Source organism: Bacillus piscicola, assembly GCF_022458745.1.
Classification (GTDB): Bacteria; Bacillota; Bacilli; order Bacillales; family Marinococcaceae; genus Alteribacillus_A; species Alteribacillus_A piscicola.
Genome location: NZ_JAJJJF010000001.1, coordinates 729,642 through 753,946 on the forward strand (window position 1 = coordinate 729,642; position 24,305 = coordinate 753,946).

Genomic DNA, 24,305 nt, shown 5'->3' on the forward strand with positions numbered 1-24,305 from the left:
CACTATCCTCGTTCTGTTTCTTTCTGTATTATACAAATAATAGTAATAAAAATATAGTTTACTAGTAAATCTAAAGATTGATCAAATATATGACAATATACGAGAAAATAAGCTATGATAGGACAAAAGGAGGGAGCGGGATGATTTTTGCTGTTATGGTTGTCAGCGCGATCATTGTTTACATACTACTAAAAAAACTGCCGCAACGTTGGCAATTTCATAGAAAAATACATATTCAATTAACCGTTTGTGCGCTGCTCGTCTCCCTGCTCGCTTATTTGCTCGTTCAACTATATTCCCTCTCGCTTGCTGTTGGCGCCGGCATTCTCTTGCTGTTATTCTTTGCGGTCGTGTTTGGCAAGCAGATGGAATATGCTGAAGAAGATGAGAAAGAAGGGGCCGCAGAATTCCCCGGGAAATTCACCATAGACCAAGACAAATCGCAATTTCCGCCGCACACCCAACTAAAAGAACACGATACGATTGACTTAGTTAATCCCGCCGGTGTATTACCAGACAGGCAAATACCAGGAGTGGGAGAGCGGGAGGCAGATACCATTTCTCCAATCACAACAAACCAAGATGAGGTGGAAGACTCTTACTTGCATGCAGCGGCCCGACGAACGTTTATTGATGAGTCAGAGGATAATCGGGAAGCTGACAGTGAGGAAGATCAAGAAGAGGATGAGCTGGAAGCACTGCAAACGTTGCGAAGACGTACAGAGGGTGATGGAAAGAAAGAGAAGGCAGCTGAGGTAAAAGAAGAGAGGTACAGCTATACTTCTCAGAAAAGAGCAAGTTTGTTGCACGAACTTGAGGAAGAGGATGAAAGGTAGGACGGTGAACTGCAATGAAACGTAATAGATACATAGAAAGAGCGTTTCTTATTTTAGTTACTGCTACGCTTCTTATTTCCGTCGTCTCGGCAGGAGGGGCTGCAGCTTATGAAGCAGTTTGGAATGGTGAAGAACGTTTGCCACCGGATACGGTTATCAGCGGTGTAGCTGTTGGCGGCCTGCCTGTTTCGAAAGCTGAAACGAAGTTGCAACAAGCGGTGAAAGCATGGCAGAAACGCTCTCCCTTAACACTGGCACTCTTTGATGAGAGAGTTCCGCTTAAAGGGGATGCGGTAGTTTTTCAAGTAGAGGAAAGCGTTAGGAAAGCACTTCAAGGAGGGAAGTTTCCAGTTAAAGCTGAACTCTCTGAAGAAGAGGTAAAGGTGCATGCAGAACACTTTCCTTACGCTGGGATTGTAGAACGCACTGCCGTTTCCCCACTTACTGAGGAGATCATGGCTACCATTGATCTTATGGATGGAGAGAACGTAGTTATTGACGTAGCTCCTTATGTAGAAGGCTTAGAAAAGCAGACGGTGATGGAGGTCACAACCTCGGTAGATGCACCGCCCGCTTATTTTCGGGAGTGGGTCAAGAAGCTGGACGGCTATCAAATGGACAAGGAAAGCGAATTTTCTTTGTTGCAGGCACTGGAAGAAAGCGGGGCCAGCCTGTTTGATGACCCGGCGGCTGATATCCTTGCCACGGCTTTTTTTCAGTTGCTTGGTGAGACGAATTTTATTTTAACGGAACGTCATATCCATGATGAACTGCCGAATTATGCTGATCTAGGGGGAGATGCAGACGTACGTCCAGATGAGAAAGACTTGCGTTTTTATAACCCCAATATTTATTCCTATCAAGTGAATGTAGGAATGAACGGTAATGAACTCACTCTCTCGTTGTCCGGCTATCCGTTTCTTAACAGTTATACGATTAAAACGATTAACTCCGAAACCATTTCACCGCGGACGATTGTCCGTTTCAACCCTTCCCGTGTTCCTGGGGACCGGGTGACTCTAAAGCGGGGAGAGAATGGACATTACACAGAACTGGTGAAGGAAACACGTGATCGTGATGGTATCTTGCTGCGTGAAGAAATCGTAGCACAAGATTACTATCCACCTATTCATCGTTTAGAAGAATGGAGCCTGCAAGAACAAAATCAACTAGACGATGAAATTCCGGAAAGTGATTGGGGAAATGTTGCCCCACCGTCAGGAAATCCAGATGAGCCGGAGTCGGACAGGCCTGGAGACAGGGATAACAACAATGGAAATGACGATCATGCAGGGAAAGGTGCAGACAGGGAACCTTCAGCAAACGGGAAGCCAGCGAATAGCGATGACAGTGGACATTCTAAAGCCCCAAGTAATGGAAAAGGAGCCGGCAAAGACGACACTTCGATGAGAGACCCTGAAAATGATCCTATCAAAGGGTATGATGTCGGACGGTAAAGGAGCATCGGTATGGTAGAGAAGCGTAAAAGACTTGGAGATTTGTTAGTGGAAGCGAACGTGATTACCACCACACAACTGGAAAAAGCGTTGCAGACAAAGACAAGGACACAGAAGCTTGGCGATACATTAGTGGATCTCGGCTTTATTACCGAACAGCAATTGTTGGAAGTTCTCGAATACCAGTTAGGAGTTCCACGTATTCAGCTTTCTCAATTAAAAGTGGAACCAAATGCCCTTTCCCTGATCTCAAAGGATGCCGCTCTCCGCAACATCGTCCTTCCGCTTCGGATAGAGGGGAATCGACTTATAACAGCAATGGCTGACCCGATGGATTATTTCACGATCGATGAAATGCGACTGGCGACTGGTTTTCATATCGAGCCTGCACTAGCGCTAAAAGATGAAATTGTCACCGCTATTCACAAATACTATTATGAACAGGATCAAGTGAACAGCGACACAGAAGCAGGTGTTGAGGCAGAGGCGTTGGAAAACGCTGTTCAAGCGGGAGAAGAAGCACCTGTGATCCGGATCGTAAACGATCTTATAACATACGGTATCCAGCAGCGGGCAAGTGATATTCATATCGACCCGCAGGAAAAAAGTATTCTCATCCGCTACCGTGTCGATGGAGTTTTAAAGACAGAACGTAGCTTCGCAAAGAGCATGCAAAATGTGTTAACAGCGCGAATTAAAATTATGGCGGACCTTAACATTACGGAGACAAGGCTTCCACAAGACGGCCGAATTAAAACGACACTGAGCATGCAGGCCGTTGATCTGCGTATTTCGACACTTCCGACTGTTTACGGTGAGAAAATTGTCATCCGGATCCTTGATTCCAAGAACGCGCTTAGTAATCTTACTGAACTTGGGTTTAACACATTAAATTATGATAGGTTTAAAAAATTGATTGAACGCCCGTCCGGCATGGTCCTGTTAACAGGACCAACCGGATCAGGAAAATCCACGACCTTGTATGCGGCTCTTCAACATTTAAATCACGAGGAAGTGAACATTATAACCGTAGAAGATCCGGTAGAATACCAACTTACAGGGATTAACCAAGTACAGGTAAACAGTGAAATTGGTCTGACCTTTGCCGCTGGCCTCCGTTCCATTTTGCGCCAAGACCCGAACATCGTCATGGTTGGGGAGATACGAGATAAAGAAACTGCTGAGATAGCGATACGTGCTTCTTTAACGGGACACCTCGTGCTAAGTACGCTTCATACAAACAGTGCAGTCGCAAGCATTCCACGGTTAATGGATATGGGGGTGGAACCATATATGGTTGTCTCTTCCGTCTCAGGTGTAGCTGCCCAGCGCTTAGTTCGAAAAGTTTGTCCAAACTGTAAAGAGGCTTACGAGCCGAGTGAAATGGAGATCGACTTATTTACGAGGCGCGGCTTAAAGCCGGGGACGCTTTTTAAAGGAGCAGGATGCAGTTCATGCGGCCATACCGGTTACCGCGGACGCATAGCGATTCATGAACTACTTGTCATGGACGATACGATCCGCGGGATGCTGATGAATCAGGAAACGGTTACGTCCATAAGAAAGTATGTTACGGAAGAAGGCATGATTTTCTTAATCGATGACGGACTTTTAAAGGCGAAAAAGGGACAAACGACGATCGAAGAAGTCTTGCGAGTGGCGCTTGATGAATAGGGGTGATTCTTTGTACAGCCAGATAGATACACTACTGATTAACGCCTTTGATAAAGGGGCATCTGATATTCATTTAACCGTGGGCATCCGGCCAGTATTTCGTATTGACGGCGAGCTTATCCAGCAAGGAGAAGAACCGCTGAAACCAGACGATACAGAAGAGATGGCGAGAACCCTCATGACAGAACCACTCTGGCAGCGCTTTGAAAAAAAGGGAGAGCTTGACTTTTCCCATGGTATCCGCGGTGTGTCACGGTTTCGTGTCAATGCCTATTTCCAGCGCTCGTGTGTCAGTTTAGCGATCCGCGTCGTGCCAACACGGATCCCTTCCCTTGAGGAGCTGCAGATGCCGTCTTTTTTAAAAAACATTGTCGAAAAACCACAAGGACTCGTGCTCGTCACGGGACCGACTGGAAGCGGTAAATCGACGACACTTGCGGCGATGCTGGATCATGCGAACCAAACGATGAAACGTCACATCATCACACTGGAGGATCCTATCGAGTATTTACATAAGCACAACCAATCGATCGTCGACCAACGCGAGGTCGGCTTTGATACCCAAAATTTCGCGAATGGCTTGCGGGCTTGCCTGCGTCAGGATCCGGATATTATTTTGGTTGGGGAAATGCGTGATCTGGAGACTATTGCGACCGCGATAACGGCGGCCGAAACAGGGCACCTCGTCTTGGGAACGCTGCACACCACCGATGCGCCGGCGACAATCAATCGGATCATTGACGTCTTCCCGCCTGAGCAACAAGACCAAATCCGGATCCAGGTCGCCTCCGTCCTTGCTGCGGTTATCAGCCAGCGGCTCTTCCCGGTGAAAGACGGCAAAGGGAGACGGGCAGCAACGGAAATACTAGTAAACACCGGCGCCGTGCAGAATCTCATTCGTAATGAAAAAACACACCAAATTAAAAGTGTGCTGCAAACGAGTAAAGCGGAAGGAATGCATACACTCGAAATGTCAATCCTCTCCTTATTGCAGGAGAAAGTACTCGACAGAGAAACAGTCAGACCGTATCTATCATCACAGCAGTTTTAATAGGTTGTTAAGTAATCGAATTCGTAATTTCATATAATTTTCTTCTATACGAGTCAATTTCATAATTCAAATATAGTTATTAAAATACGAACAATTCGAAAATGATATCGTACAGTTGATTTCCACTGCAGGCGGACGCTTTCCGCGGGCAACGCCTCAACTTCCTCGGAAGCAAAGTTCGCTTCCTGCGGGATTTTCGGCTGTTGCTTTTCCCGCTGGAGTCGCCGCCTTCCGTTACAATCAACAGCGACTATATAATAGAAAACGAATAACCTATAATTTTCCCATACTATTGTTCGTATTTAATGATTTTTACTGTAAGCGGACGTTTTCCGCTCATTGTTATTCAGTTTTTAGTGAATTAAGGAATTATACAGTTGATTCAGCCTAAGGGTTTACAGTGTGATGAGAAAGCATGGGGGAGGGTGACATGGCATATTATCAGTATAAGGGGATGAACCGTAAAGGGCAGATTGTGAAGGGGAGGAAGAAGGGGGACTCGGAATCACAGGTGCGGGAACTCCTGCAAGGACAAGGTATCGCTGTCAAAGAACTCTCCCCGCTTCAAGGTATGCTTTATCAGGAGCTTGCAATTGGTAAAAAAGTGAGTACGAAAGATTTTGTGTTATTCCTTCGCCAATTCGCAACCCTGTTAGAAGCAGGTATTACGCTCGTGGAGTCGACGAATGTACTTGCGAAACAAACGAATAAGAAAGCGTTCCAAGCTGTGCTCTTCGACGTGGAGGAGGAGCTGCGGTCAGGGAAGTCATTTTCGGAGGCGGCAGAAAAGCATCCAAACGTATTTTCCTCGCTGTTTATTAATATGGTGAAGGCAGGGGAAGCAGGCGGCAGCCTGGATACCATCCTGGAAAGGCTGGCAACCTATTATGAAAAACAATACGCAACGCGGCGGAAAGTAATTGCTGCCCTCACCTATCCAGCAGTCATCGGTGCTGTCGCAGCCGTCGTGGTTTTCTTTTTGTTGTCTTATATCGTGCCGACATTTGCCGATATGTTTGCCTCGTTTGATGCGGAACTTCCCGCAATTACCAGTTTCGTGCTTCATGCCGGCAGTTGGATGAAAAGCTGGGGCTGGCTGCTCCCGCTTGTCCTCGTCCTGCTCGCGATCGCCATCCGTTCCCTGCGTTCGACGTATCGTTCTTTTCGCTATTACACCGACTATGTTTTGCTGAGGCTTCCAGGTATCGGAACGCTCTTACAAAAAGCAGCGATTGCAAGACTGACGAGAACACTAGGTTCGTTATTTGCCAATTCTGTTCCCATCATGAAATCCGTGGCGATCGTAGAGAAAATTGTCGGGAATGAAGTGCTGGCTGCAGCGTTGAGGAAATCGCGCACCGCACTCGAACAAGGTGAGTCAATGACCCGTCCGTTGAAAGGCAGCTGGGTCATACCGCCAATGGTCACACAAATGATCGAAGTCGGGGAGAAGTCAGGGACGCTCGATACGATGCTTGCGAAGACTGCCGATTACTATGAAGCAGAGGTAGACGCCTCCACGGAACAAATCCGCTCTTTCATCGAACCGGTCCTTATTTTGTTTCTTGCTGTCGCGGTCGGGACAATTGTTGCAGCGATTGCCGTCCCAATGTTCCAGATCTTCGACAACATTCAATAAATGTTCAAAAATATGGTAAAAAAGTGGTGACAAACAAGTTGTTTCGTCCTATAATAAAAATTGTTAACAAAAGAAGAATAAGGAAGCTATGAAGAGTTATCCGTACGTGGGCACTTGGGTAACTCAGAGCCAGTAGTGCACCCGGCCATTCTCATCTGTTTGTCGACTCATGCAGAAAAATGGTCTTTTTTGTTTTGAGTAGGGGTACGTCTGGGAAGATGGACAGAGAGAAGAAAAATACGGAGGGGAATAAATATGAAAAAAGTAGTAGGTTTTATCAAAAACCAACGCGGTTTAACACTCATTGAGCTGTTGGCAGTCGTCGTCATCTTGGGGATCATTGCAGCGATTGCCGTACCGAGCATCGGGGGTATCATTAACAACAGTAAAAAAGACGCCCACATCGCCAACGCCGAACAAATGGTCAGCGCCGTTCGACTTGCCAAGGCTTCTAACCTTAACGAGGATGGCCAAGATGAAGATACGTATACACTAAAATTCTTAATAGACAAAGGGTTTATTGAAAGTATGGAAAGTCCAAGTGAAGGCACGTATAGCGAGACCTATTCAAAAATAAAGGTGGAATATCCTAAGGATGATAATCCCAAATATAAAATTATTCTAAATCAATCTAAGGGCGGTAACTATATTGATGCGTATATAAGTGATTTGAGAGGGAACGGTGAGGGTTCAGCCGATCAAGGAAGGGATGCTGTCACTCTTAACCCTAAATCTAAATAGCTCTTAAGAAGTAGCTTGCTGCAGCACGATGCAGCAGGCTTTCTTTTATTCTCTGATTAGAAAACATGCCAGTGTTTCATAGTCTGTGATAAACTAGAGACAACAAATTCGGACAGTTTTCGGGAGAGGGACGTGTGATGGAGGTCGTTTGGTCGGTTTACATAGGAATCATCGGGCTCGTGTTCGGTTCTTTTTTTAATGTCGTCGGGCTGCGGGTACCGTGCGGGCAGTCGATCGTGAGACCGCGTTCGCACTGCACGGCATGTGGACGGACGCTCACGACGCTTGATTTAGTGCCTGTCTTCTCCTATCTCCTGCTGCGCGGGAAGTGCCGCACGTGTGGGGAAAAAGTGTCGCTTCTGTATCCAGTGATGGAACTCGTCACGGCACTGCTTTTTTTAGCGGCATGGCTGCGCTTTGGCTGGAGCTGGGATATGCTTGCGGCACTTCTCTTAATCTCGATGCTCGTCATTTTGACGGTGAGTGACATTGCCATGATGCTTATTCCGAATAAAATACTAGCCTTTTTTACGATACCGATCCTTGTACTGCGGGTCACGGCCGTGCCGCTTTCTCCGTGGTGGGATCTGTTTACAGGAGCGGCGCTCGGTTTTTTCCTGCTCCTTTTCATCGCGATTATCAGTAAAGGCGGCATGGGTGGCGGTGACATTAAGCTCTTCGCGGTGCTCGGCCTCTTTTTTGGCTGGCAGGAAACGCTCCTTGTCTTCTTTCTATCCGTTTTTCTCGGTGCATTCTTCGGTGGAATCGGGCTGCTTACCGGAAAAGTAAAAAAAGGGGTTCCGATGCCGTTCGGCCCTTACATTGCCCTTGCAAGTGTTATCGTGTTATTTTACGGAGGATCGATTATCCGCTGGTATCTTAGCTTTTACTAACAGGAGTGGAAACGTGTGCGACAGTTGTGGAAACGAAAAAAAATGGCTAGAAATACGCTTATTATAAAAGATCATGTTATCCGTTGCGTGAAGGCGTCGGGAGGGTCTCTGGAGCATCTAGAATTGTTGGAAGAACGATACTTGCCGGAAGGAATTATCCGCGAGGGAAAGATAGAGGACGGCGAAACACTAGAACAAATTGTCCAGGAATGCGTGGAGACTTGGAAACTCACACGCCAGCCGCTTCAATTTTGTGTTCCGGACGCTTTTATATTCATCCGTAAAATCGACCTTCCTAAGGAAATCAAGGAAGCAGACATTGGCGGGTATTTGTTTATGGAGCTCGGGGAAAGTATCCCGGTGCCGTTTTCGGAACCGATCTTTGACTACCAATATGATAATGAAAGAAATCAAGTGTTAGTGATAGCAGCACCTCGTCGTGAGGTAGAAGAGTATGCCAATTTACTTGAAGGAGCAAAATGTAAACCAAATGCGGCTGACATTTCTACTTTATGCTTATATCGTTTTCTCGCTTTCCAACAGGAGATTCGAAGGCAGGCGCACACGCTGCTGCTGCAAGTAGATGCACACGCATTCGTCGTTACGATATTCCATCAAGATGAGCCGATATTTCACAGCTATGTTTCCTCTGAATTAAGCAGCGGCTCCTGGGTTGTGAGAGAGGGTCAATTGAATTGGGCGGAGTCCGAAGAAGTACTATTGGCGATTATAGATAGAGGCACGGACGAAGTAGAGCGAATGATGAATTTTTACCAGTTTTCCATGCAAACACAGCAAGAAGGTATAGATCATGTGCTTCTTTGCGGAGATCATCCTCATTTATCACTATGGGAAGAACGCTTAACTGCGCAACTTGAGGCGCCAGTGAAGCGAATGAGTAATAGTAACGTTACCATGGAAGATTCTCTGATCTCGGTGCGTTTTTTTGAAAACCTTGGCCTAGTACTTAAAGAAAGTGTGAGATAACGGCCGACAAGCGCACGGGCAACGGCAGCTGTAAGCAAGGAGTGGTCACAATTCTAATAGACGTCAATTTACTTCCAGAAAAAGAAAAACGCGATGGTACGTGGCTGCTGACAGCGGTAATTCTTGTTGTGCTGTTTGCGCTCGTTTTTTTGCTGATGGGCTTGCTGAAAACAAACATCCACAACGACATAGCAGCACTTGAAGAGGAGCAGCAGGAAGCCGTCTTGACTATAGAGGAAAGAACAGCGGCTCAAAGCGGGTTCGTGACTTATCAAGATACAGTGAAAACGTTAGAACAGACAATCAATCCGGTATCAGCGGTCTTACATAATATTGAACAAGCATTGCCTGAAAATAGTGTAATTGCAACATTCGATTATACGTTCCCCTCTACACTCCGGATAACGGCACGTCTCGAAGAAGTGAGGCAGGCCGCGGCAATGCATGATGCGCTGATCCGCAATAACGTATTCACCACGGTGGAAATGGCTGATCTTTATTATGTGGATCCCCTGGAGACGAGTCCGGAGACATTTCATGAAGAGGCACGTCTCCCGCGGTATGAAGCGGTCTTTGACATGAACGTAAAAGGGGATACGCTTCAGAAGAGAGAGGAGGATCCGCGTGAGCGTTAACATGGAAAAGAAGCATTGGATTGTCCTCTTGCTCGGGATTGTCCTCCTCTGCGTCATTACCTTTTTTCAGTATAAGACTACTGTGCAACCGCTCGAAGCGGAGAAAGAGCGCCAAATGAAGGAGTTGGAACGATGGGAAGAACAGGCCGCTGCGCTAAGAAGCGGTACGGCGGAATCCCCTGGAGAACAAGCGGCTGCGCGGTTTAAATACGAACAACAGTTGCCAAGAGCGCCGCGTCCTGATCAATTTTTGCTAGATTTAGATAAAGCAGAAGAAATTTCAAACAGTTATATTCTATCAGTAGAGCGCCTGGGGGAAGGAGAATGGCCGTTTTCCGAAGTGGAAGATGAGAGGGAAGCTCTGGTGATCGAAGAGCCTGAGGATCCTCCAGAGGAATCTGTAGAGCCAGAAACAGCGAGAGTATCGGTTCCGGAGAACGTGCGAACCCTATCCTATATGGTTACGGTGCGCGCCCGTGCGTATACGAATGTGAAGCGTTTTGTCGAGGTGCTTGATCATAGTTCAAGACTTATTCATATCGAGAAACTTCAATTTACCGGGGAAGAGGAATGGGTACGAAAAGACCAAGAACGAGAGCCTATCCAAGTCACGCTAATGGTCACTGCTTATTATTATCCAGAAGCCGCAGAAACGAAAAGCGGGGGAGATTGACAATCTTTTTAAGAACGAGACGACAAGAGTCTTGTTCTTTTTTAATTTGGATGTGCTACGGTAAGGCTAACTAATCCGCAGTTGCGTGAAAGGGGAGTCTGCCGTGAATAAAGACAAGCCTCAGGTATCGTTTAAAATCAACGGGCAAAAAATAAACACCCAAAACGATTCCGGTGATGAGAAAGAGCTGCCGGCTCCAGTAAAGGAAGAGTATACCATCGCAGACTGGAAGGAAAGACAAGCAGTTGAAAAAGAGCAGGCAGCAACGTATTGGGGAGTCTTTTCTCCGAAAAAGAAGCGCATGTCTCTCATAGAAAAAATACGGCAGGAAAGGCAACGATCACTGCCGCTTTATTTCTTTTCCCTTGTAGGAGGAGCTGTGTTTATCGGATTGTTATTCGGAATGACGATGCTCCACTTGTTTTCAGGAGACAAGCCGTCCATGGGTGCTGTCGTAGAAGAGACTGAAACAGAGTTACCAATCCTTGCTCAATACAGTGATTCGTTAGTAATGCATGTGATTCAGGCTGGGGCTTACAAAGAAAAGGAAACCGGTATGGAAATGCAGGAGAACTTGCAAAGGAAAGACTATCCCACCGTACTCACACATGACGGAGACTATTATTATTTGTTTACCGGCATATCGTTTGACGAACAAGGAGCTGAGCGCCTGGCGTCTTTCTATGAAGAGGAAGGCTTGAATGTGTATCAAAAGACCCGTTCCATCCCTGAGCCAAAACATAAACAAGGTCAAGAAGCAGAACGGGAGAAGTTATTAGCTAGCAAATCGTTAATCATAACGATAGCAGGGGCCGTCGCAGAAGAAGGGGCAGAAAAGGAACAGCCCTGGCTGAAAGAATTGGATGCGCACCTTCAAGATACGAAAAGCTGGAAAAAACAAGAAGACACAGCTTTTGCAGAACTGTGGGGGGTTTTAGAGATAATCCGGAAAGAGGGCTCAGAAGCCAATAAATCAGCTAGTGTGATGCAGGAGTGGTTAATGGAAGCTGCCCTTTATTATGAAGAGGCCGTATATGTATTTAATGAAGAGGAGAACACAGCAACAGACAAAGAGGAAAATGCCTCGTGATGCTTCTCTTGCCTGTTGTCCGGTGTTCTGGTAAACTACAGGCACACCTTGTACAATAGAGAAAATGAACTTTATTGGAAAGGTGGTCTCCTCTTCATGCCTACACTTATTTTAGCTTCCCAATCTCCTCGCAGAAAAGCACTTCTTACCGAATCAGGTTATTCTTTCTTTACCAAAAAAAGCTTCGTATCTGAGGATATGCAGCAGCCGCTCCATCCTGCTAAAACTGTCGAAGAGCTGGCAAGGCGGAAAGCAGAAGCGGTATTTTTCGAGTACCCGGAGGATGTCGTCCTAGGTGCCGATACCGTCGTGGCCTGTGACGACACGATCTTAGGGAAACCTGACGGCTCTGTTGAAGCACGTGCGATGCTCAAGCAGCTCTCTAGCCGTTCCCACTACGTCTATACGGGGGTTGCGCTTTTAGCTCCGCAACGCCGTGCGGTATTCCATGCCGTGACAGAGGTTCGGTTTTACCCTCTCGATAACCGGCTTATTGACGAGTATATCGCGTCTGAGGAACCTTACGATAAAGCAGGGGCGTATGGCATTCAAGGCAAAGGACGTTTATTTGTAGAGGCGATCTTCGGGGATTATTTCAATGTTGTCGGTCTTCCTATTTCCCGGACAGCCCGGGAACTGATGGAGGTTGGGGTGTATCCTTCTTTTACATGAATTTAAAAATAATGAGTTTTAGTAGGAGGATGGATGATTCTTGCCTGACACACCTTTCATGATAAAAGATATTCCTGTTAGTGAACGCCCCCGTGAAAAAATGGCGAAAGAAGGTCCAGAACGGCTGTCGAATCAGGAACTCTTAGCGATTCTTTTACGGACCGGAACGAGAAATGAATCGGTTTTGCAGCTTGCTCAGCGTGTTCTCCTGCATTTTGATGGTCTGCGGCTCTTAAAAGATGCAACAAGCGAAGAATTACAATGTATAAAAGGAATCGGTCTTGCCAAATCGATTGAATTGCAGGCAGCACTTGAATTCGGCAGGCGCATTTATACATTTCAAGAAGATGACCGCTACGTGATCCGTTCTCCAGAAGATGTTGCTGACTATGTCATGGACGATATGCGTTTTCTCACGCAGGAGCATTTTGTCGTGCTGTGCCTGAACACAAAGAATGAAGTGATTCATCGGCAAACGTTGTTCATTGGCAGTCTTAATTCAAGCATTGTCCACCCGCGTGAGTTATTCAAAGAAGCGCTCCGTCGTTCAGCAGCCTCACTCATCTGCCTTCACAACCACCCTTCTGGGGACCCTACACCGAGTCAGGAAGACATCGAAGTTACCAAACGTTTGATAGAGTGTGGACGTTTGTTAGGTGTTGATATACTTGACCATGTCATCATCGGCGACCAGAAATTTTTAAGTTTAAAAGAACAAGGTTACTTTTAAATACATCCCCAACCCCCTTCCGTAATAGTTCCCTTCCTTCTTTTTACCCTTGCTGAATACCTGTATTTCTTTTATAATGCTATGGTTATGGATATTTGGTTGTCACCTGGTAAGGATGCATGAAAGTGCTATGTTTTTTAATTTTTTTTCAGTATAATGTGGAGTAGTTGTAATCGGGCTGTGTGAAAAGTGAAAGAACAGGAACCCGCCGACATGACATTATGCAGGAAGCATAAAATATATGAACTTGTGCAGGATGAAGGGAGATACATAGATGTTTGGTGGTTTTTCAAAAGATCTAGGCATTGATTTAGGTACGGCAAATACACTGGTATACGCGAAAGAAAAAGGAGTTGTCGTTCGGGAACCTTCTGTAATTGCGCTTCGAAAGGATACTGGCACAATTGAAGCGGTAGGAAATGATGCAAAAAATATGATTGGCAGAACCCCGGGGAACATTGTCGCAATGCGTCCGATGAAAGATGGTGTCATAGCTGATTTCGAGACAACCGCGACGATGATTAAGCATTTTATTGAACAAGCACAAAAAAATCGTTCCGTTTTTGCCCGCAAGCCCAATGTAATGGTATGCGTTCCTTCAGGGATTACAGCAGTCGAAAAAAGAGCGGTGGAAGATGCCATTAAACAGGCAGGTGCCCGGGAAGCGTACACGATTGAGGAACCGTTCGCCGCAGCGATCGGCGCGGATCTTCCAGTCTGGGAACCTACCGGAAGCATGGTCGTCGATATTGGCGGAGGAACGACCGAAGTTGCTATTATTTCGTTAGGTGGTATTGTAACGAGCCAGTCGATCCGTGTGGCCGGGGATGAAATGGATGAATCCATTATCCATTACATAAAAAAAACATACAGCCTGATGATCGGTGAGCGTACAGCTGAAGCTTTAAAACTGGAAATTGGTTCAGCCGGAAAGCCTAAAGATGTGGAAGATATGGATATTAGAGGACGCGATCTTGTCTCCGGGCTTCCGAAAACAATTTCGGTCAGCGCAGAAGAAGTTTCTGGAGCATTAGCGGAAACAGTAAACACTATTATCGAAACAGTGAAGAGTACGTTAGAAGAAACACCACCGGAATTGGCGGCTGATATTATGGACCGCGGTATTGTTTTAACAGGGGGTGGGGCGTTATTGCGCAATCTCGATAAAGTATTGAGTGATGAAACGAATATGCCTGTGCTTGTTGCCGAGGATCCATTGGATTGTGTGGCAATCGGTACGGGAAGAGCCTTAGAGAACTTGCATTTATTTCGGTCTAAAGCGGGCATAACGTCTCGGTCCAACCGGAACGTGCTGTAAAGAAGGTGTACGATTATGCCACATTTTTTCTCCAATAAACGATTGATAATATTAATGGTAAGCATTATTGTTTTAGTGGCATTGATTGGTTTTTCGATGCGCGGTAGAGAAGCGGTAACCTGGCCGGAAAAATTTGCACGGGATTCTGTCGGAGTCGCTCAATCCGTATTTAGTAAGCCCGCTCATTTTGCAGCGGGTTTCTTTGGGGATATCAGCGACCTTATTCATGTATATGAAGAAAATGAGTTGTTAAAGTCGCGGCTTGATGAATATGCTTCTCTTTCCGCGCAGTTGGATAGCATTAAGCAAGAAAATGACACGTTAAAAGATATGATAGATGCAGAAGAGAGTCTCACGGACTACGTGATGCGCTCTGCTCTCGTTATTCACCGTGCCCCTGATCACTGGACAGAAACAATTGGCATTAACAAAGGAGAACAAGACGGAATTCAAAAAGATATGGCTGTTATCACAGCTGAGGGACTGATCGGCAAGATAGATACGACTTCAGAGTTTACCTCCACTGTACAGCTGCTTTCAGATGGCAGCCGTACGAACCGTGTATCGGCGATGGTTAGTACAGAAAGCGATCCTGTTTATGCTTTTATAGAAGGCTGGGATGCGAATAGAGAAGGGTTGATGCTTCGTAAAATAGAATCTAATGCTACTATTAAAGAGGGCCAAAAGGTGATGACCTCAGGACTTGGCGGTATTTTTCCGCGCGGTCTTGCTATCGGCGAAATTGTTGAGATAGAAGCGGATGAATACGGCCTGACATACAATGCGTTAATTAAGCCGAGTGCGGATTTTTACAATATTGAACAAGTGAATGTCATTGAAAGAACGAGTGAAAGTTTAGATGAATCGTTAAAACAGGAATCAGACGGTGAAAAAGAGGAAGAAGAGCCTGTAGAAATGAAAGAAGATGACATAGGAGGATCGCCATGATTCGATTTGTCCTCCCATTTATTCTTTTCATTCTCTTTCTTGTGGAAGGCACTTGGTTTCAAATTTTTGTACCTTTTTCGACTAACCAGGAAATCGTGCTCGTCCCACGCTTCCTCTTGATTGCAGTTGTTTTAATCGCTATTTTTCGCGGACCGCTCACTGGAGTAATCATTGGCGCAGCCAGTGGTTTGTTGTATGATTTTGTATATACAGATTTATTAGGCATCTACATGTTTAGCTTTGGTTTTACAGCCTATTTAAGTTCATTTACATACAGAACAGTGCGTGTCAGCTATATATGGCAGCTGATTATTATCCTCGGTGCTATCTTGATATTTGAATGGGTGACTTATGGTCTCTATTACATGATAGGTTATACAGACATCCTGTTTGAGGAGTTTTTTAGAACCCGTTTAGTGCCGTCCTGGCTGTTAAACGGTGGTGCAGCCTTGTTGTTTCTTTACCCTTTCCGCAAGCTTTTTGAGAAGCTGGAAGAATATGAAGAGCTGCAACAGCGCTAGTCACACGGAACTTCGTGATTTTTTGAGCATTCTTGATAACAAATTGGCAGGATTTACGGGCCTTCATGTGGAAAGTAAGAACATCCGTCGAAAAGGTGATGATTATGGCGCAAGCTTTAGAGGTGAAACAGATGAGCACAGGGCCCTCCAAAAACTTTGTGACGATAAAAGGAACAAAAGAAGGTCTGACTATTTTTTTAGACGATCAGTGTTCATATGAAACACTGACGAAGGAGCTAAGAGAGAAAATAACACGAGATAAACAAGTGTTTGGTAACGGGCCTGAAGTCGACGTACAAGTAGATATCGGATACCGGTATATAAACAATAATCAAGAAGCAGAAATAACGAGTCTGCTTGAGGAAGCAGAAACGATTCGAGTCAAAGAAATTCGCACAGAAGTGATTACGATTGAAGAAGCTAAGAAACAGGCTGAGCATACCGCTTTAACTTCCTTCGCCCGCATCGTTCGTTCCGGCCAGGTACTTGAGGTTAAAGGGGATTTGCTTCTGCTTGGTGATGTGAATCCAGGTGGGACAGTTCAGGCTACAGGTGATATTTACATTATGGGTATGCTTAAGGGAACGGCGCGCGCCGGGATTGAAGGGAACGTGAAGGCAGTCGTTTGTTCGGCAGTGATGGACCCCCATCAACTATCGATTGGGAACACCTACTATTATGCTCCCGAGCGCCATGAGAAAAAGGAAAAAGGTCCTTTGTTTCCAGAGCCGGTTTATGCATACATAGAAAAGCAAAATAGAGAGATTACATTCGAGAAAACGAGGCTGTTAAATCAGTTTAAACGGCAAACGGAAGCGGAAGAGAGAGTTTCTTCAGGGGAATGACGCTTTTCTTTATTAGGAGGGATTGCAGTGGGAGAGGCTATTGTTATAACATCTGGAAAAGGAGGGGTCGGCAAGACTACTACCTCCGCAAATATTGGCACCGCCTTAGCTTTACAAGGGAAAAGTGTCTGTTTAATGGACACGGATATTGGACTGCGAAACCTAGATGTCGTAATGGGACTTGAGAATCGGATCATATATGACTTGGTTGATGCAGCGGAGGGAAGATGTAAGGTACGGCAAGCGCTAATCAAAGATAAGCGCTTTGATTGTCTGCATTTAATTCCAGCTGCTCAAACAAAGGATAAATCTGCGATAACTCCTGAGCAGATGAAGGCAATTGTGAATGAATTGAAGCCGGATTATGATTATATTATCATTGATTGCCCGGCAGGCATTGAACAAGGATACAAAAATGCGGTAGCAGGTGCAGACCAGGCCATTGTTGTGACAACACCTGATACGGCTGCCGTACGGGATGCGGATCGTATCGTCGGTCTTCTCGAACAGCAAGCAGACTTGGCTTCCCCGAAACTAGTTGTCAACCGAGTACGCAGCCATCTTTCAAGCCAAGGTGACACGCTGGATGTAGATGATGTCGTCTCGACGCTTGCTATTGATTTGCTTGGGATGGTAGTGGACGACGAAGAGGTACTGAAAGCAGCCCATAAAGGCGAACCTATCGCCATGAACCCAAACAGCCGGGCGTCCATTGGTTACCGGAATATTGCTCGTCGTATTTTAGGAGAGTCTGTACCGCTAATGGCACTCGATGAAAAGAAAAGTTTTTTCGCCAAAGTGAAAAGCATGCTTGGATTAAAAGCTTAAAAAAGAGAGGCTGTTCCCTGTACAACCACGGGGGCAGTTTTTTTATCCTGTCATTCTGCAGGAGGTGAAGCGTAAATAACATTGCCCGGAAATTATTCAAAGTTCTTATGCTTTGTATATACATAGGAACGTGATATAATATATTTAATATTCGGATAACAATGAACTTACCGTTCAAGAATAGAATAGGATCTGATGAATACAATGGCAAGACACCATGTGTTTCAATAAGGTACGTTGCAAGTCTGTACAGCCTTTTCGGAAAAAGGAGGGACTGATGATGACGGCCGATTATAAAGATATGTTGTCTGCTGAGGAAAGAGCACAGATGGACGATCTGGAAGAACGAGTGAGAAAGTCAGAGGATGTCCAACATTTAAAAAAATACACTACCCGCTTGGTACTTCTCCAGGAAAAAGCCCGGGTCAGAAAGGGAAAAAACAAATAAAGAAAAACTGTCTAGCGGTAGAAACCACTAGACAGTTTTTTGTGTTAACGTTTTGAAAGTAAGGATAAAGGTGAAGTACTGCCAGGCTCGACAGGTATTTGTTCAACAGTGATGGTACGTTCACTGCGGTTTTTGGCAAGATCTTCATAAATTTGTTTAGACGCAGTTAAGCCAGCTTTTTCAGCATCTACTATGGATTCTGCGAAGAAAACGTGCTGAATGCCAGAATAATAGATGGCTGTCATACACATCGGGCAAGGCTCACCACTTGCATACATAACATATCCGGATAAGTCGATGGTTTGTAACGCGTCCTGGGCTTTTCGAATCGCTATTAATTCTGCGTGGCCGCTTATGTCGTTTTTAATATGAAGTTCATTGACACCTTCAGCAACAACGGTATCGTTCTTTACCAACACAGCTCCAAAAGGTTGTCCGCCGTCTTTTACATTTGCGATAGCGAGTTCAACAGCTCGCTTCATAAACTTATCCATCCACGATTCCTCCTTAAACACAGTGTAGCATATCCAGCAAAGGACGAGTAACTGTGAAAGAGAGTCATAGATTCTACCCTTCTTTACATATACTGTTTCCAAGAGGACAGACCATACAAGCTATCAGTAGTAAATGGAGAGGAAGAAGGGAGAATGCTGGATGGCTAAGAATATAAACAAAGTGCGGAAGAAAATAGAACAAAAACGGAGGAAGCATGAATTAACGCGGTCAAAAGAGGTGAACTATGGGTATTACCCTCATCATGTTGATGCACCGTATCATGAACCAGAGTTTTATAAATGGCAGGAACATGAAAAAATGCAGGACAGGCCGGTGCGAAAAGAAAAAGAACGTGGGGCGTGGGTGTTGCAAGGGTTAATAGCGGCAACCCTGTTTTTATTGATCGGGATTTTGTTCCAGTCGAATCATCCTGCTTACGAAGGGGCAAGAGAATTTGTTAGGACTTCTTTTGCAGAGGAGTTTCCATTTGCAAAAGCGACCGCATGGTATGAGGAACGTTTCGGAAGTCCCCTTGCATTTCTGCCGTTCCAGCAGAGTCTTGACCAGCCTGTGAACCAGGAACCTCTCGAAACAGCAAAACCGGCTGCTATCCCGGTAACGGGCACAGTCGCGGAGTCTTTCTCTGAAAACGGGAAAGGGATTATTTTAGATACGGGTGCGAAAGAAACAGTGGAAGCGATAAAGGGCGGTGTTATTATTCATGCTGGTCCTCACGAGGAATGGGGCTTGGCAGTGGCTGTACAGCATTACGAAGGCGGGGTAGCTTGGTACGGTATGTTGAACGAGACGGAGGTGAAACTTTACGATCACGTGTCAACTGGGACAACTATTGGGAAAGTAGATGCGGATGAGGAAACGAAACGTTTTTCATTAGCTATAAAAGATCAAGACCAATACATTGATCCGGCGAGCGTGATAACCTTTGAATAAACAGCGCTCTGTTGTTCACATTCATCCCCTCTTGTGGGTCACAGCCGGGATTGCCGTCTTTACCGGTTTTTTCTATGACTTGCTGCTTTTATTTCTTATTGTACTCTTACATGAATTAGGACACGCGGCGGCAGCCTTGCATTTTAAGTGGAGAATTAAGAAGATAGAACTTCTTCCTTTTGGTGGTGTACTAGAGACACCGGAATACGGCAGGCGCCCGTTGCGGGAAGAGGTAATCGTAGCGGCGGCAGGTCCTCTCGTACATCTTCCGCTTATGTTACTCTCTTATCTTTTACTTGCGGCGTCTGTCTGGAAGCAAGCTGACCATCAGCTTTTTATGCACTATAATTTAACCCTCCTCTGTTTTAATCTGCTGCCTGTGTGGCCGCTTGATGGGGGTAAAATACTATATTGCTGGTTTTGTTCAAGAGTCCCCTATTACTTTGCACAGAAAATAATGTGGATAACTTCTTGCTTGTTTTTATGTGGATTAATGTTCCTTACTCTTTTTTTATTCCCAGCTCATCTGCAAGCATGGATTATCATGTTATTTTTTATTGTGGCTCACTATACGGAATGGAAGCAGCAGCCTTACAGTTTCTTTCAGTTTTTACTTGAACGGACTCAACAGAAGCACAAAAAGAATATGGAGCCTGTATTGAAAATTATCTCTATGTATGAACGGCCGTTGGACGTCGCCAAGCAGATTCATAAAAATAAACGTGCTGCCTTTTATATTAAAGAAAATAGACAAACCTTGCCTGAATCTTATATTCTTGACACAATCATAAATAAACGTGCTGGGTTAGTTCCACTTAATGACTTATTAAAAAAAGACAAGACGGATATGTATGCTAACAGAAAATGAGGTGCGCTCATGTATGAACTAATATTTAACACAGCGACAACAGAACGACGGGCAGCAATAAAAAAACAAGGAAAAGTGATTGAAATTTATTTGGAGCGACCGGAAGATGACCGGATTGCCGGAAGTATTTATAAAGGGAGAGTAAAAGACGTTATACCGGGCATGGAGGCAGCGTTTATCGATATCGGACGGGAGAAAAACGGTTTTCTGCACCGGGATGAAATTATCGGCTACAAAAATTTAGACGAAGCGGCCTCGATAAAAGAGAAGCGCAGTATCTCGGAATTTATCACCGAAGGCCAGGAAATTGTAGTTCAAGTGACAAAGGAAGAATTTGGCGACAAAGGAGCGCGCTTGACAGAAAATGTTGCCATTCCCGGAATGTACACGGTATATATGCCTGAAGGCAGTTATATCGGAGTCTCGAAACGTATTTACTCTGAAAGCATGAGGGAGAAATGGCGGGAAACCGCTAAGTCACTGCTCGAAGATGATGAGGGGATCATCATCCGTACCGTCTGTGAACAAGAGTCCGTTGCAGCAGTTAAGCAGGATTTAGCTTTTTTACGGGAAGATTGGGCAGCAGCTCTCGAGAAAACGAAAAACGAGCGCCCTCCTGCACTTATGTACCAAGATGGCGGTATTGTAGAGCGGCTGCTTCGGGAATATTCTCTCTCAGAGATTGAAAGAATAGTCGTGGACCATCGTCCGGATCTTTTACAAATAAAGCGATTGTTACGTTTTGATGAAGCAGCGTTACAAAAAGTTGCCCATCATCGAGGAAATGAAAATATTTTCTCTAGTGAAGGAATAGACAAAGAGCTGGATAAAGCGTTGCAGCCGAAAGTGTGGTTAAAAAGCGGCGGTTTTTTAATGATTGAACATACGGAAGCAATGACAGTAATTGACGTGAACACCGGCCGTTTTACGGGAAAGGGAAATTTAGAAGAAACGATTCTAAAAACGAACATCGAAGCTTCTTTGGAGATTGCCCGGCAATTACGACTTCGTGATATATCCGGGATTATCGTAATTGATTTTATTGACATGAAGAAAGAAGAAAGCAAACGCAAGCTGTTATCCTCATTTAAACAAGCTTTAGGAGAAGATCGCACGAAAACGAATGTTATTGGGATAAGCCCACTCGGTTTAGTAGAAATGACGAGAAAGAAAGTAAGAAGGAGCCTGGGAGATACCTTATTTGCAGATTGTTCAACTTGCCGGGGAAACGGCCGTTTACTTTCGGCTGAAGCACTAGCATACCGGTTGGAACGGCTATTACATGAACATAAAGATCTGGAAACAGAAGCACTTGTCGTCGAATTGCCTGATCGGGTGATGGATTGGCTGAACACCCAAGGGGGCGAACTGGTAACGGAATGGCAAAAGCGATACCCATTTGTACTTTTTTTTCTCCAGCAGCGTTCCGAAACGATCGGCATTCGGTTTATCGGATCAAAAGAAGAAGCAGAGAAGCGATATAAGAGCTGGGATAATCAACGGAAAGAGCTCTGATAGCATGATTGACACGGGATAGAGAATATGTTATTATTTTTTCTGTTATGTTGTTTGGTTAGCACCCAAACTACAACCGCACAATTGCAGGTAAAAGTCCTAAAAAGGCACCTGCTCTGGCGAGTCTGAGTAATAGGAGGTGCATATCATGTATGCGATTATTGAAACTGGTGGAAAACAAGTAAAGGTAGAAGAAGGACAGGAAATCTACGTAGAAAAACTGGACGCTTCTGCTGGTGATGCTGTGACATTTGAGAATGTCGTGTTTGTCGGCGGCGACACAGTAAAGGTTGGTGCCCCATTTGTTGATGGCGCTAAAGTGACTGGTAAAGTCGATAAGCAAGGACGCCAAAAGAAAATCACTGTATTTAAATACAAGCGTAGAAAAAATTACCGCAAGAAAACGGGTCATCGTCAACCATACACGAAAGTTCTCATCGAAAAGATTGACGCATAAGGAAAACCCATGATTAAAGTAAACGTCATCCGTCATCATAATGAAATACAATCCTTTTCTATGGCAGGACATGCTGAAGCCGGGCCTTATGGCTATGATCTTGTCTGTGCCGGGGCTTCTGCTATATCATTCGGAGCAGTAAACGCTGTAGCGGAACTGTGTGAGGTGGAAATGGATATAGAGATGGAGGAAGATGGCGGTTATCTCCACTGCGCCGTGCCGGAACTTGCGGAGAGGCACGTCAGGGAGAAAGTTCAGTTGCTGTTAGAAGGCATGCTCGTCTCTTTGCAGACGATCGCTGATCAATACGGCGAACATATTACACTCATAGACAGATAGGAGGTGAGCTTGATGTTGAAACTTGACCTTCAATTTTTCGCTCAGAAAAAAGGGGTAGGTAGTACGAAGAACGGCCGCGATTCCATCGCGAAGCGTCTCGGTACAAAACGCGGTGACGGCCAGGCTGTCACAGGCGGATCTATCCTCGTGCGCCAACGCGGTACTCGCATCTATCCTGGTGTGAACGTAGGAATTGGCGGCGATGACACCCTTTTCTCTAAAATCGACGGCGTGGTGAAATTTGAGCGCCTCGGTAAAAAGCGCAAGCAGGTAAGTGTATATCCGAAGGAAGCATAATAAAGAACCCCATTCTTCACGGATGGGGTTTTTTTGAATTATTTTCCTTTAAATGTTGGTTTCCGCTTTTCTTTAAAAGCTTCGAGTGCTTCGGTACGGTCTTCCGTTGGGATAATTACTTCATATGCTTTCGCCTCGATAGCCATACCTGTATGAATGTCTGTGTTGCAGCCTTGATCGATCGCAAATTTGGCCTGAGTGACAGCAAGCGGCGCATTTTGATTTATTTCATCAGCTAGTTCTCGTGCACTTGCCATTAAATGATTGCTGGATGTGACCTTGTTAATGATCCCCAATTTTGCTGCATCAACTGCGGACAGACGGCGTGCAGTAAGAATTAGTTCTTTTGCTCGTGATGGTCCGATTAGCCGTGTCAGCCTTTGGGTGCCGCCACCGCCGGGAATGATAGCCATACTCACTTCTGGCAGACCTATTATAGCATGGTCGGCTGCATAACGGAAATCACAAGCAAGTGCCAGTTCGAATCCTCCGCCGAGCGCATACCCATTGACCGCGGCAATAGTTGGCTGCGGCAGCTCCTCTATCATGCTGAATACAGAACGAATTTTATTTACATTACGCTGTACTTCGTGTTCGCGAAGCGTCCGGCGTTCTTTTAGATCAGCCCCCGCACTAAAAGCTTTTTCCCCAGCCCCCGTCACAATGATGGTCCGGATACCCCGGTCAGTTCGCAGACTTTCCGTTATCTCACCTAATTCGACGAGCGTGGCGTAATCAAAGCAATTTAGCTGCTGAGGTCGATTAACAGTTAATACAGCAAGGTGTCCATCTCTTTCTAGTACGACATTGCTCACGGATTACGTCCTCCTTGTTCCTCATTATTTGCAACGAAGTAATGGTTTTTCCGATAAGCGAGAGCCTCCATTGTTGCTATTAATTCTTTGCCACTGTAAACGTTAATTTTGTACCAGCTCGTTCGGTGGTTTTTCTTTTCTTCTTTAGCGATGGCGTGCAGCCGTTCCTCTTTTTTACCCGCCGCCATAAAGTTAACAGTAGTAGACAGTCCGACCGCCGTTCTACCGTAAGAATTGCAAGCGGAAGCAAAAACATAATCGGCCAGTGCAAAAATAATTGCCCCGTGAACGGTGCCGTGTACGTTCAGCATATGCTCTTTCACTTCCAACTCCGCTTGAGCACTGCCTTCTCCGAGATCCGTTAACTGTATCCCCAAAAACTGAGCGTAAGGCTCGTTTGAAAGAATGTCATAAATTTCTTGTTTATGCTGGTGATGGTGCTCCTTGTCATTCGGCTTATTATTCACATTTTCATCTCCTGATTTATGATTATTTTAAATATAACAATGTGAAAACAATTGCTAAACGATAGTCTCCCAGAAAAGCGGCGGGAGACTGTTATCTCAAAACTATGCTCCATTC

28 protein-coding genes, 1 riboswitch and 1 other annotated feature are annotated in these 24,305 nt (G+C 45.3%); of the genes, 25 read left to right on the forward strand and 3 right to left on the reverse strand.

The window, feature by feature from the left end:
• The first annotated feature begins 140 nt into the window (after positions 1–140).
• From LOR49_RS03465 to LOR49_RS03555, 19 genes are all read left to right on the forward strand, one after another.
• Positions 141–836 (forward strand): hypothetical protein, encoded by a 696-nt coding sequence (locus LOR49_RS03465; protein WP_240374713.1) that lies wholly within the window; start codon positions 141–143, stop codon positions 834–836.
• A 14-nt stretch (positions 837–850) separates the two neighbouring features.
• Entirely contained in the window at positions 851–2,293 is a 1,443-nt protein-coding gene (locus LOR49_RS03470) for a VanW family protein (RefSeq protein ID WP_240374714.1), read from the forward strand.
• Positions 2,294–2,305: 12 nt separating this feature from the next.
• Complete coding sequence (locus LOR49_RS03475; protein WP_240374715.1) at positions 2,306–3,967, forward strand: GspE/PulE family protein; 1,662 nt, start codon at positions 2,306–2,308, stop codon at positions 3,965–3,967.
• Positions 3,968–3,977: 10 nt separating this feature from the next.
• Entirely contained in the window at positions 3,978–5,018 is a 1,041-nt protein-coding gene (locus LOR49_RS03480) for a type IV pilus twitching motility protein PilT (RefSeq protein WP_240374716.1), read from the forward strand.
• A gap of 430 nt (positions 5,019–5,448) precedes the next feature.
• Positions 5,449–6,657 (forward strand): type II secretion system F family protein, encoded by a 1,209-nt coding sequence (locus tag LOR49_RS03485; RefSeq protein WP_240374717.1) that lies wholly within the window; start codon positions 5,449–5,451, stop codon positions 6,655–6,657.
• 72 nt (positions 6,658–6,729) lie between these two features.
• Positions 6,730–6,813, forward strand: a riboswitch (cyclic di-GMP riboswitch).
• A 99-nt stretch (positions 6,814–6,912) separates the two neighbouring features.
• Positions 6,913–7,398: a type II secretion system protein gene (locus tag LOR49_RS03490; RefSeq protein WP_240374718.1), complete on the forward strand. Its 486-nt coding sequence runs from the start codon at positions 6,913–6,915 to the stop codon at positions 7,396–7,398.
• A gap of 137 nt (positions 7,399–7,535) precedes the next feature.
• The gene (locus LOR49_RS03495; RefSeq protein ID WP_240374986.1) at positions 7,536–8,291 is read left to right on the forward strand and encodes a prepilin peptidase; all 756 of its coding nucleotides are present in this window, start codon (positions 7,536–7,538) and stop codon (positions 8,289–8,291) included.
• Positions 8,292–8,306: 15 nt separating this feature from the next.
• Positions 8,307–9,278: a type IV pilus biogenesis protein PilM gene (pilM, locus tag LOR49_RS03500; RefSeq protein WP_240374719.1), complete on the forward strand. Its 972-nt coding sequence runs from the start codon at positions 8,307–8,309 to the stop codon at positions 9,276–9,278.
• Positions 9,279–9,319: 41 nt separating this feature from the next.
• Entirely contained in the window at positions 9,320–9,913 is a 594-nt protein-coding gene (locus LOR49_RS03505) for a PilN domain-containing protein (RefSeq protein ID WP_240374720.1), read from the forward strand.
• Positions 9,903–10,586 carry a hypothetical protein gene (locus LOR49_RS03510; RefSeq protein ID WP_240374721.1) on the forward strand — a complete coding sequence of 228 codons (684 nt, stop codon included), beginning with the start codon at positions 9,903–9,905 and terminating at the stop codon, positions 10,584–10,586. The genes LOR49_RS03505 and LOR49_RS03510 overlap by 11 nt, the downstream gene beginning before the upstream one ends.
• Before the next feature lie 103 nt (positions 10,587–10,689).
• A complete protein-coding gene (locus tag LOR49_RS03515; protein WP_240374722.1) occupies positions 10,690–11,676 on the forward strand; it encodes a hypothetical protein in 987 nt (328 codons plus the stop codon).
• Between the two features lie 96 nt (positions 11,677–11,772).
• Positions 11,773–12,348, forward strand: a complete 576-nt coding sequence (locus tag LOR49_RS03520; protein ID WP_240374723.1) for a Maf family protein — start codon at positions 11,773–11,775, stop codon at positions 12,346–12,348.
• A gap of 58 nt (positions 12,349–12,406) precedes the next feature.
• Positions 12,407–13,078 carry a RadC family protein gene (gene radC, locus LOR49_RS03525; RefSeq protein ID WP_240374987.1) on the forward strand — a complete coding sequence of 224 codons (672 nt, stop codon included), beginning with the start codon at positions 12,407–12,409 and terminating at the stop codon, positions 13,076–13,078.
• 274 nt (positions 13,079–13,352) lie between these two features.
• Positions 13,353–14,396 carry a rod shape-determining protein gene (locus LOR49_RS03530; protein WP_240374724.1) on the forward strand — a complete coding sequence of 348 codons (1,044 nt, stop codon included), beginning with the start codon at positions 13,353–13,355 and terminating at the stop codon, positions 14,394–14,396.
• 15 nt (positions 14,397–14,411) lie between these two features.
• The gene (gene mreC / locus LOR49_RS03535; protein WP_240374725.1) at positions 14,412–15,344 is read left to right on the forward strand and encodes a rod shape-determining protein MreC; all 933 of its coding nucleotides are present in this window, start codon (positions 14,412–14,414) and stop codon (positions 15,342–15,344) included.
• On the forward strand, positions 15,341–15,865 hold the full coding sequence (gene mreD, locus LOR49_RS03540) for a rod shape-determining protein MreD (protein WP_240374726.1): 525 nt from the start codon (positions 15,341–15,343) through the stop codon (positions 15,863–15,865). The genes mreC and mreD overlap by 4 nt, the downstream gene beginning before the upstream one ends.
• Before the next feature lie 65 nt (positions 15,866–15,930).
• Complete coding sequence (gene minC, locus LOR49_RS03545) at positions 15,931–16,710, forward strand: septum site-determining protein MinC (RefSeq protein ID WP_240374727.1); 780 nt, start codon at positions 15,931–15,933, stop codon at positions 16,708–16,710.
• Between the two features lie 27 nt (positions 16,711–16,737).
• Complete coding sequence (minD, locus tag LOR49_RS03550) at positions 16,738–17,538, forward strand: septum site-determining protein MinD (RefSeq protein ID WP_240374728.1); 801 nt, start codon at positions 16,738–16,740, stop codon at positions 17,536–17,538.
• Between the two features lie 277 nt (positions 17,539–17,815).
• Entirely contained in the window at positions 17,816–17,986 is a 171-nt protein-coding gene (locus LOR49_RS03555; RefSeq protein WP_240374729.1) for a hypothetical protein, read from the forward strand.
• A 44-nt stretch (positions 17,987–18,030) separates the two neighbouring features.
• Here LOR49_RS03555 and LOR49_RS03560 read toward each other — a convergent pair whose 3' ends face one another.
• The gene (locus tag LOR49_RS03560) at positions 18,031–18,480 is read right to left on the reverse strand and encodes a nucleoside deaminase (RefSeq protein ID WP_240374730.1); all 450 of its coding nucleotides are present in this window, start codon (positions 18,478–18,480) and stop codon (positions 18,031–18,033) included.
• A gap of 160 nt (positions 18,481–18,640) precedes the next feature.
• On the opposite strand from LOR49_RS03560, the gene LOR49_RS03565 reads away from it, so the two are divergent.
• The 6 genes from LOR49_RS03565 (at position 18,641) to rpmA (ending at position 22,908) form a co-directional block, all read left to right on the forward strand.
• Complete coding sequence (locus LOR49_RS03565; protein ID WP_240374731.1) at positions 18,641–19,432, forward strand: peptidoglycan DD-metalloendopeptidase family protein; 792 nt, start codon at positions 18,641–18,643, stop codon at positions 19,430–19,432.
• Positions 19,425–20,300, forward strand: a complete 876-nt coding sequence (locus tag LOR49_RS03570) for a M50 family metallopeptidase (RefSeq protein WP_240374732.1) — start codon at positions 19,425–19,427, stop codon at positions 20,298–20,300. The genes LOR49_RS03565 and LOR49_RS03570 overlap by 8 nt, the downstream gene beginning before the upstream one ends.
• A 9-nt stretch (positions 20,301–20,309) precedes the next feature.
• Entirely contained in the window at positions 20,310–21,815 is a 1,506-nt protein-coding gene (locus tag LOR49_RS03575; RefSeq protein ID WP_240374733.1) for an Rne/Rng family ribonuclease, read from the forward strand.
• A gap of 64 nt (positions 21,816–21,879) precedes the next feature.
• Positions 21,880–21,952: a sequence feature (ribosomal protein L21 leader region), on the forward strand.
• Between the two features lie 11 nt (positions 21,953–21,963).
• Entirely contained in the window at positions 21,964–22,272 is a 309-nt protein-coding gene (gene rplU, locus LOR49_RS03580; protein WP_240374734.1) for a 50S ribosomal protein L21, read from the forward strand.
• A gap of 9 nt (positions 22,273–22,281) precedes the next feature.
• The gene (locus tag LOR49_RS03585) at positions 22,282–22,611 is read left to right on the forward strand and encodes a ribosomal-processing cysteine protease Prp (RefSeq protein WP_240374735.1); all 330 of its coding nucleotides are present in this window, start codon (positions 22,282–22,284) and stop codon (positions 22,609–22,611) included.
• A 12-nt stretch (positions 22,612–22,623) separates the two neighbouring features.
• Positions 22,624–22,908, forward strand: coding sequence for a 50S ribosomal protein L27 (gene rpmA, locus LOR49_RS03590; RefSeq protein ID WP_240374736.1), 285 nt, complete (start codon positions 22,624–22,626; stop codon positions 22,906–22,908).
• A gap of 38 nt (positions 22,909–22,946) precedes the next feature.
• Here the strand turns inward: rpmA and LOR49_RS03595 are convergent, their stop codons facing one another.
• Complete coding sequence (locus LOR49_RS03595) at positions 22,947–23,723, reverse strand: enoyl-CoA hydratase-related protein (RefSeq protein WP_240374737.1); 777 nt, start codon at positions 23,721–23,723, stop codon at positions 22,947–22,949.
• Positions 23,720–24,190, reverse strand: a complete 471-nt coding sequence (locus tag LOR49_RS03600; RefSeq protein WP_240374738.1) for a PaaI family thioesterase — start codon at positions 24,188–24,190, stop codon at positions 23,720–23,722. The genes LOR49_RS03595 and LOR49_RS03600 overlap by 4 nt, the downstream gene beginning before the upstream one ends.
• Between the last annotated feature and the right edge of the window lie 115 nt (positions 24,191–24,305).

Bases quoted from the DNA above. Each gene is read 5' to 3' on its own strand.
- LOR49_RS03485 (WP_240374717.1), top strand. From the start codon at position 5,449: ATGGCATATTATCAGTATAAGGGGATGAACCGTAAAGGGCAGATTGTG.
- mreC (WP_240374725.1), top strand. From the start codon at position 14,412: ATGCCACATTTTTTCTCCAATAAACGATTGATAATATTAATGGTAAGC.
- LOR49_RS03475 (WP_240374715.1), top strand. From the start codon at position 2,306: ATGGTAGAGAAGCGTAAAAGACTTGGAGATTTGTTAGTGGAAGCGAAC.
- LOR49_RS03585 (WP_240374735.1), top strand. From the start codon at position 22,282: ATGATTAAAGTAAACGTCATCCGTCATCATAATGAAATACAATCCTTT.
- LOR49_RS03565 (WP_240374731.1), top strand. From the start codon at position 18,641: ATGGCTAAGAATATAAACAAAGTGCGGAAGAAAATAGAACAAAAACGG.
- mreD (WP_240374726.1), top strand. From the start codon at position 15,341: ATGATTCGATTTGTCCTCCCATTTATTCTTTTCATTCTCTTTCTTGTG.
- minC (WP_240374727.1), top strand. From the start codon at position 15,931: ATGTGGAAAGTAAGAACATCCGTCGAAAAGGTGATGATTATGGCGCAA.
- LOR49_RS03530 (WP_240374724.1), top strand. From the start codon at position 13,353: ATGTTTGGTGGTTTTTCAAAAGATCTAGGCATTGATTTAGGTACGGCA.
- LOR49_RS03465 (WP_240374713.1), top strand. From the start codon at position 141: ATGATTTTTGCTGTTATGGTTGTCAGCGCGATCATTGTTTACATACTA.
- LOR49_RS03555 (WP_240374729.1), top strand. From the start codon at position 17,816: ATGATGACGGCCGATTATAAAGATATGTTGTCTGCTGAGGAAAGAGCA.
- LOR49_RS03575 (WP_240374733.1), top strand. From the start codon at position 20,310: ATGTATGAACTAATATTTAACACAGCGACAACAGAACGACGGGCAGCA.
- radC (WP_240374987.1), top strand. From the start codon at position 12,407: ATGATAAAAGATATTCCTGTTAGTGAACGCCCCCGTGAAAAAATGGCG.
- LOR49_RS03560 (WP_240374730.1), bottom strand. From the start codon at position 18,480: ATGGATAAGTTTATGAAGCGAGCTGTTGAACTCGCTATCGCAAATGTA.
- rpmA (WP_240374736.1), top strand. From the start codon at position 22,624: ATGTTGAAACTTGACCTTCAATTTTTCGCTCAGAAAAAAGGGGTAGGT.
- rplU (WP_240374734.1), top strand. From the start codon at position 21,964: ATGTATGCGATTATTGAAACTGGTGGAAAACAAGTAAAGGTAGAAGAA.
- LOR49_RS03490 (WP_240374718.1), top strand. From the start codon at position 6,913: ATGAAAAAAGTAGTAGGTTTTATCAAAAACCAACGCGGTTTAACACTC.
- LOR49_RS03470 (WP_240374714.1), top strand. From the start codon at position 851: ATGAAACGTAATAGATACATAGAAAGAGCGTTTCTTATTTTAGTTACT.
- LOR49_RS03495 (WP_240374986.1), top strand. From the start codon at position 7,536: ATGGAGGTCGTTTGGTCGGTTTACATAGGAATCATCGGGCTCGTGTTC.
- LOR49_RS03520 (WP_240374723.1), top strand. From the start codon at position 11,773: ATGCCTACACTTATTTTAGCTTCCCAATCTCCTCGCAGAAAAGCACTT.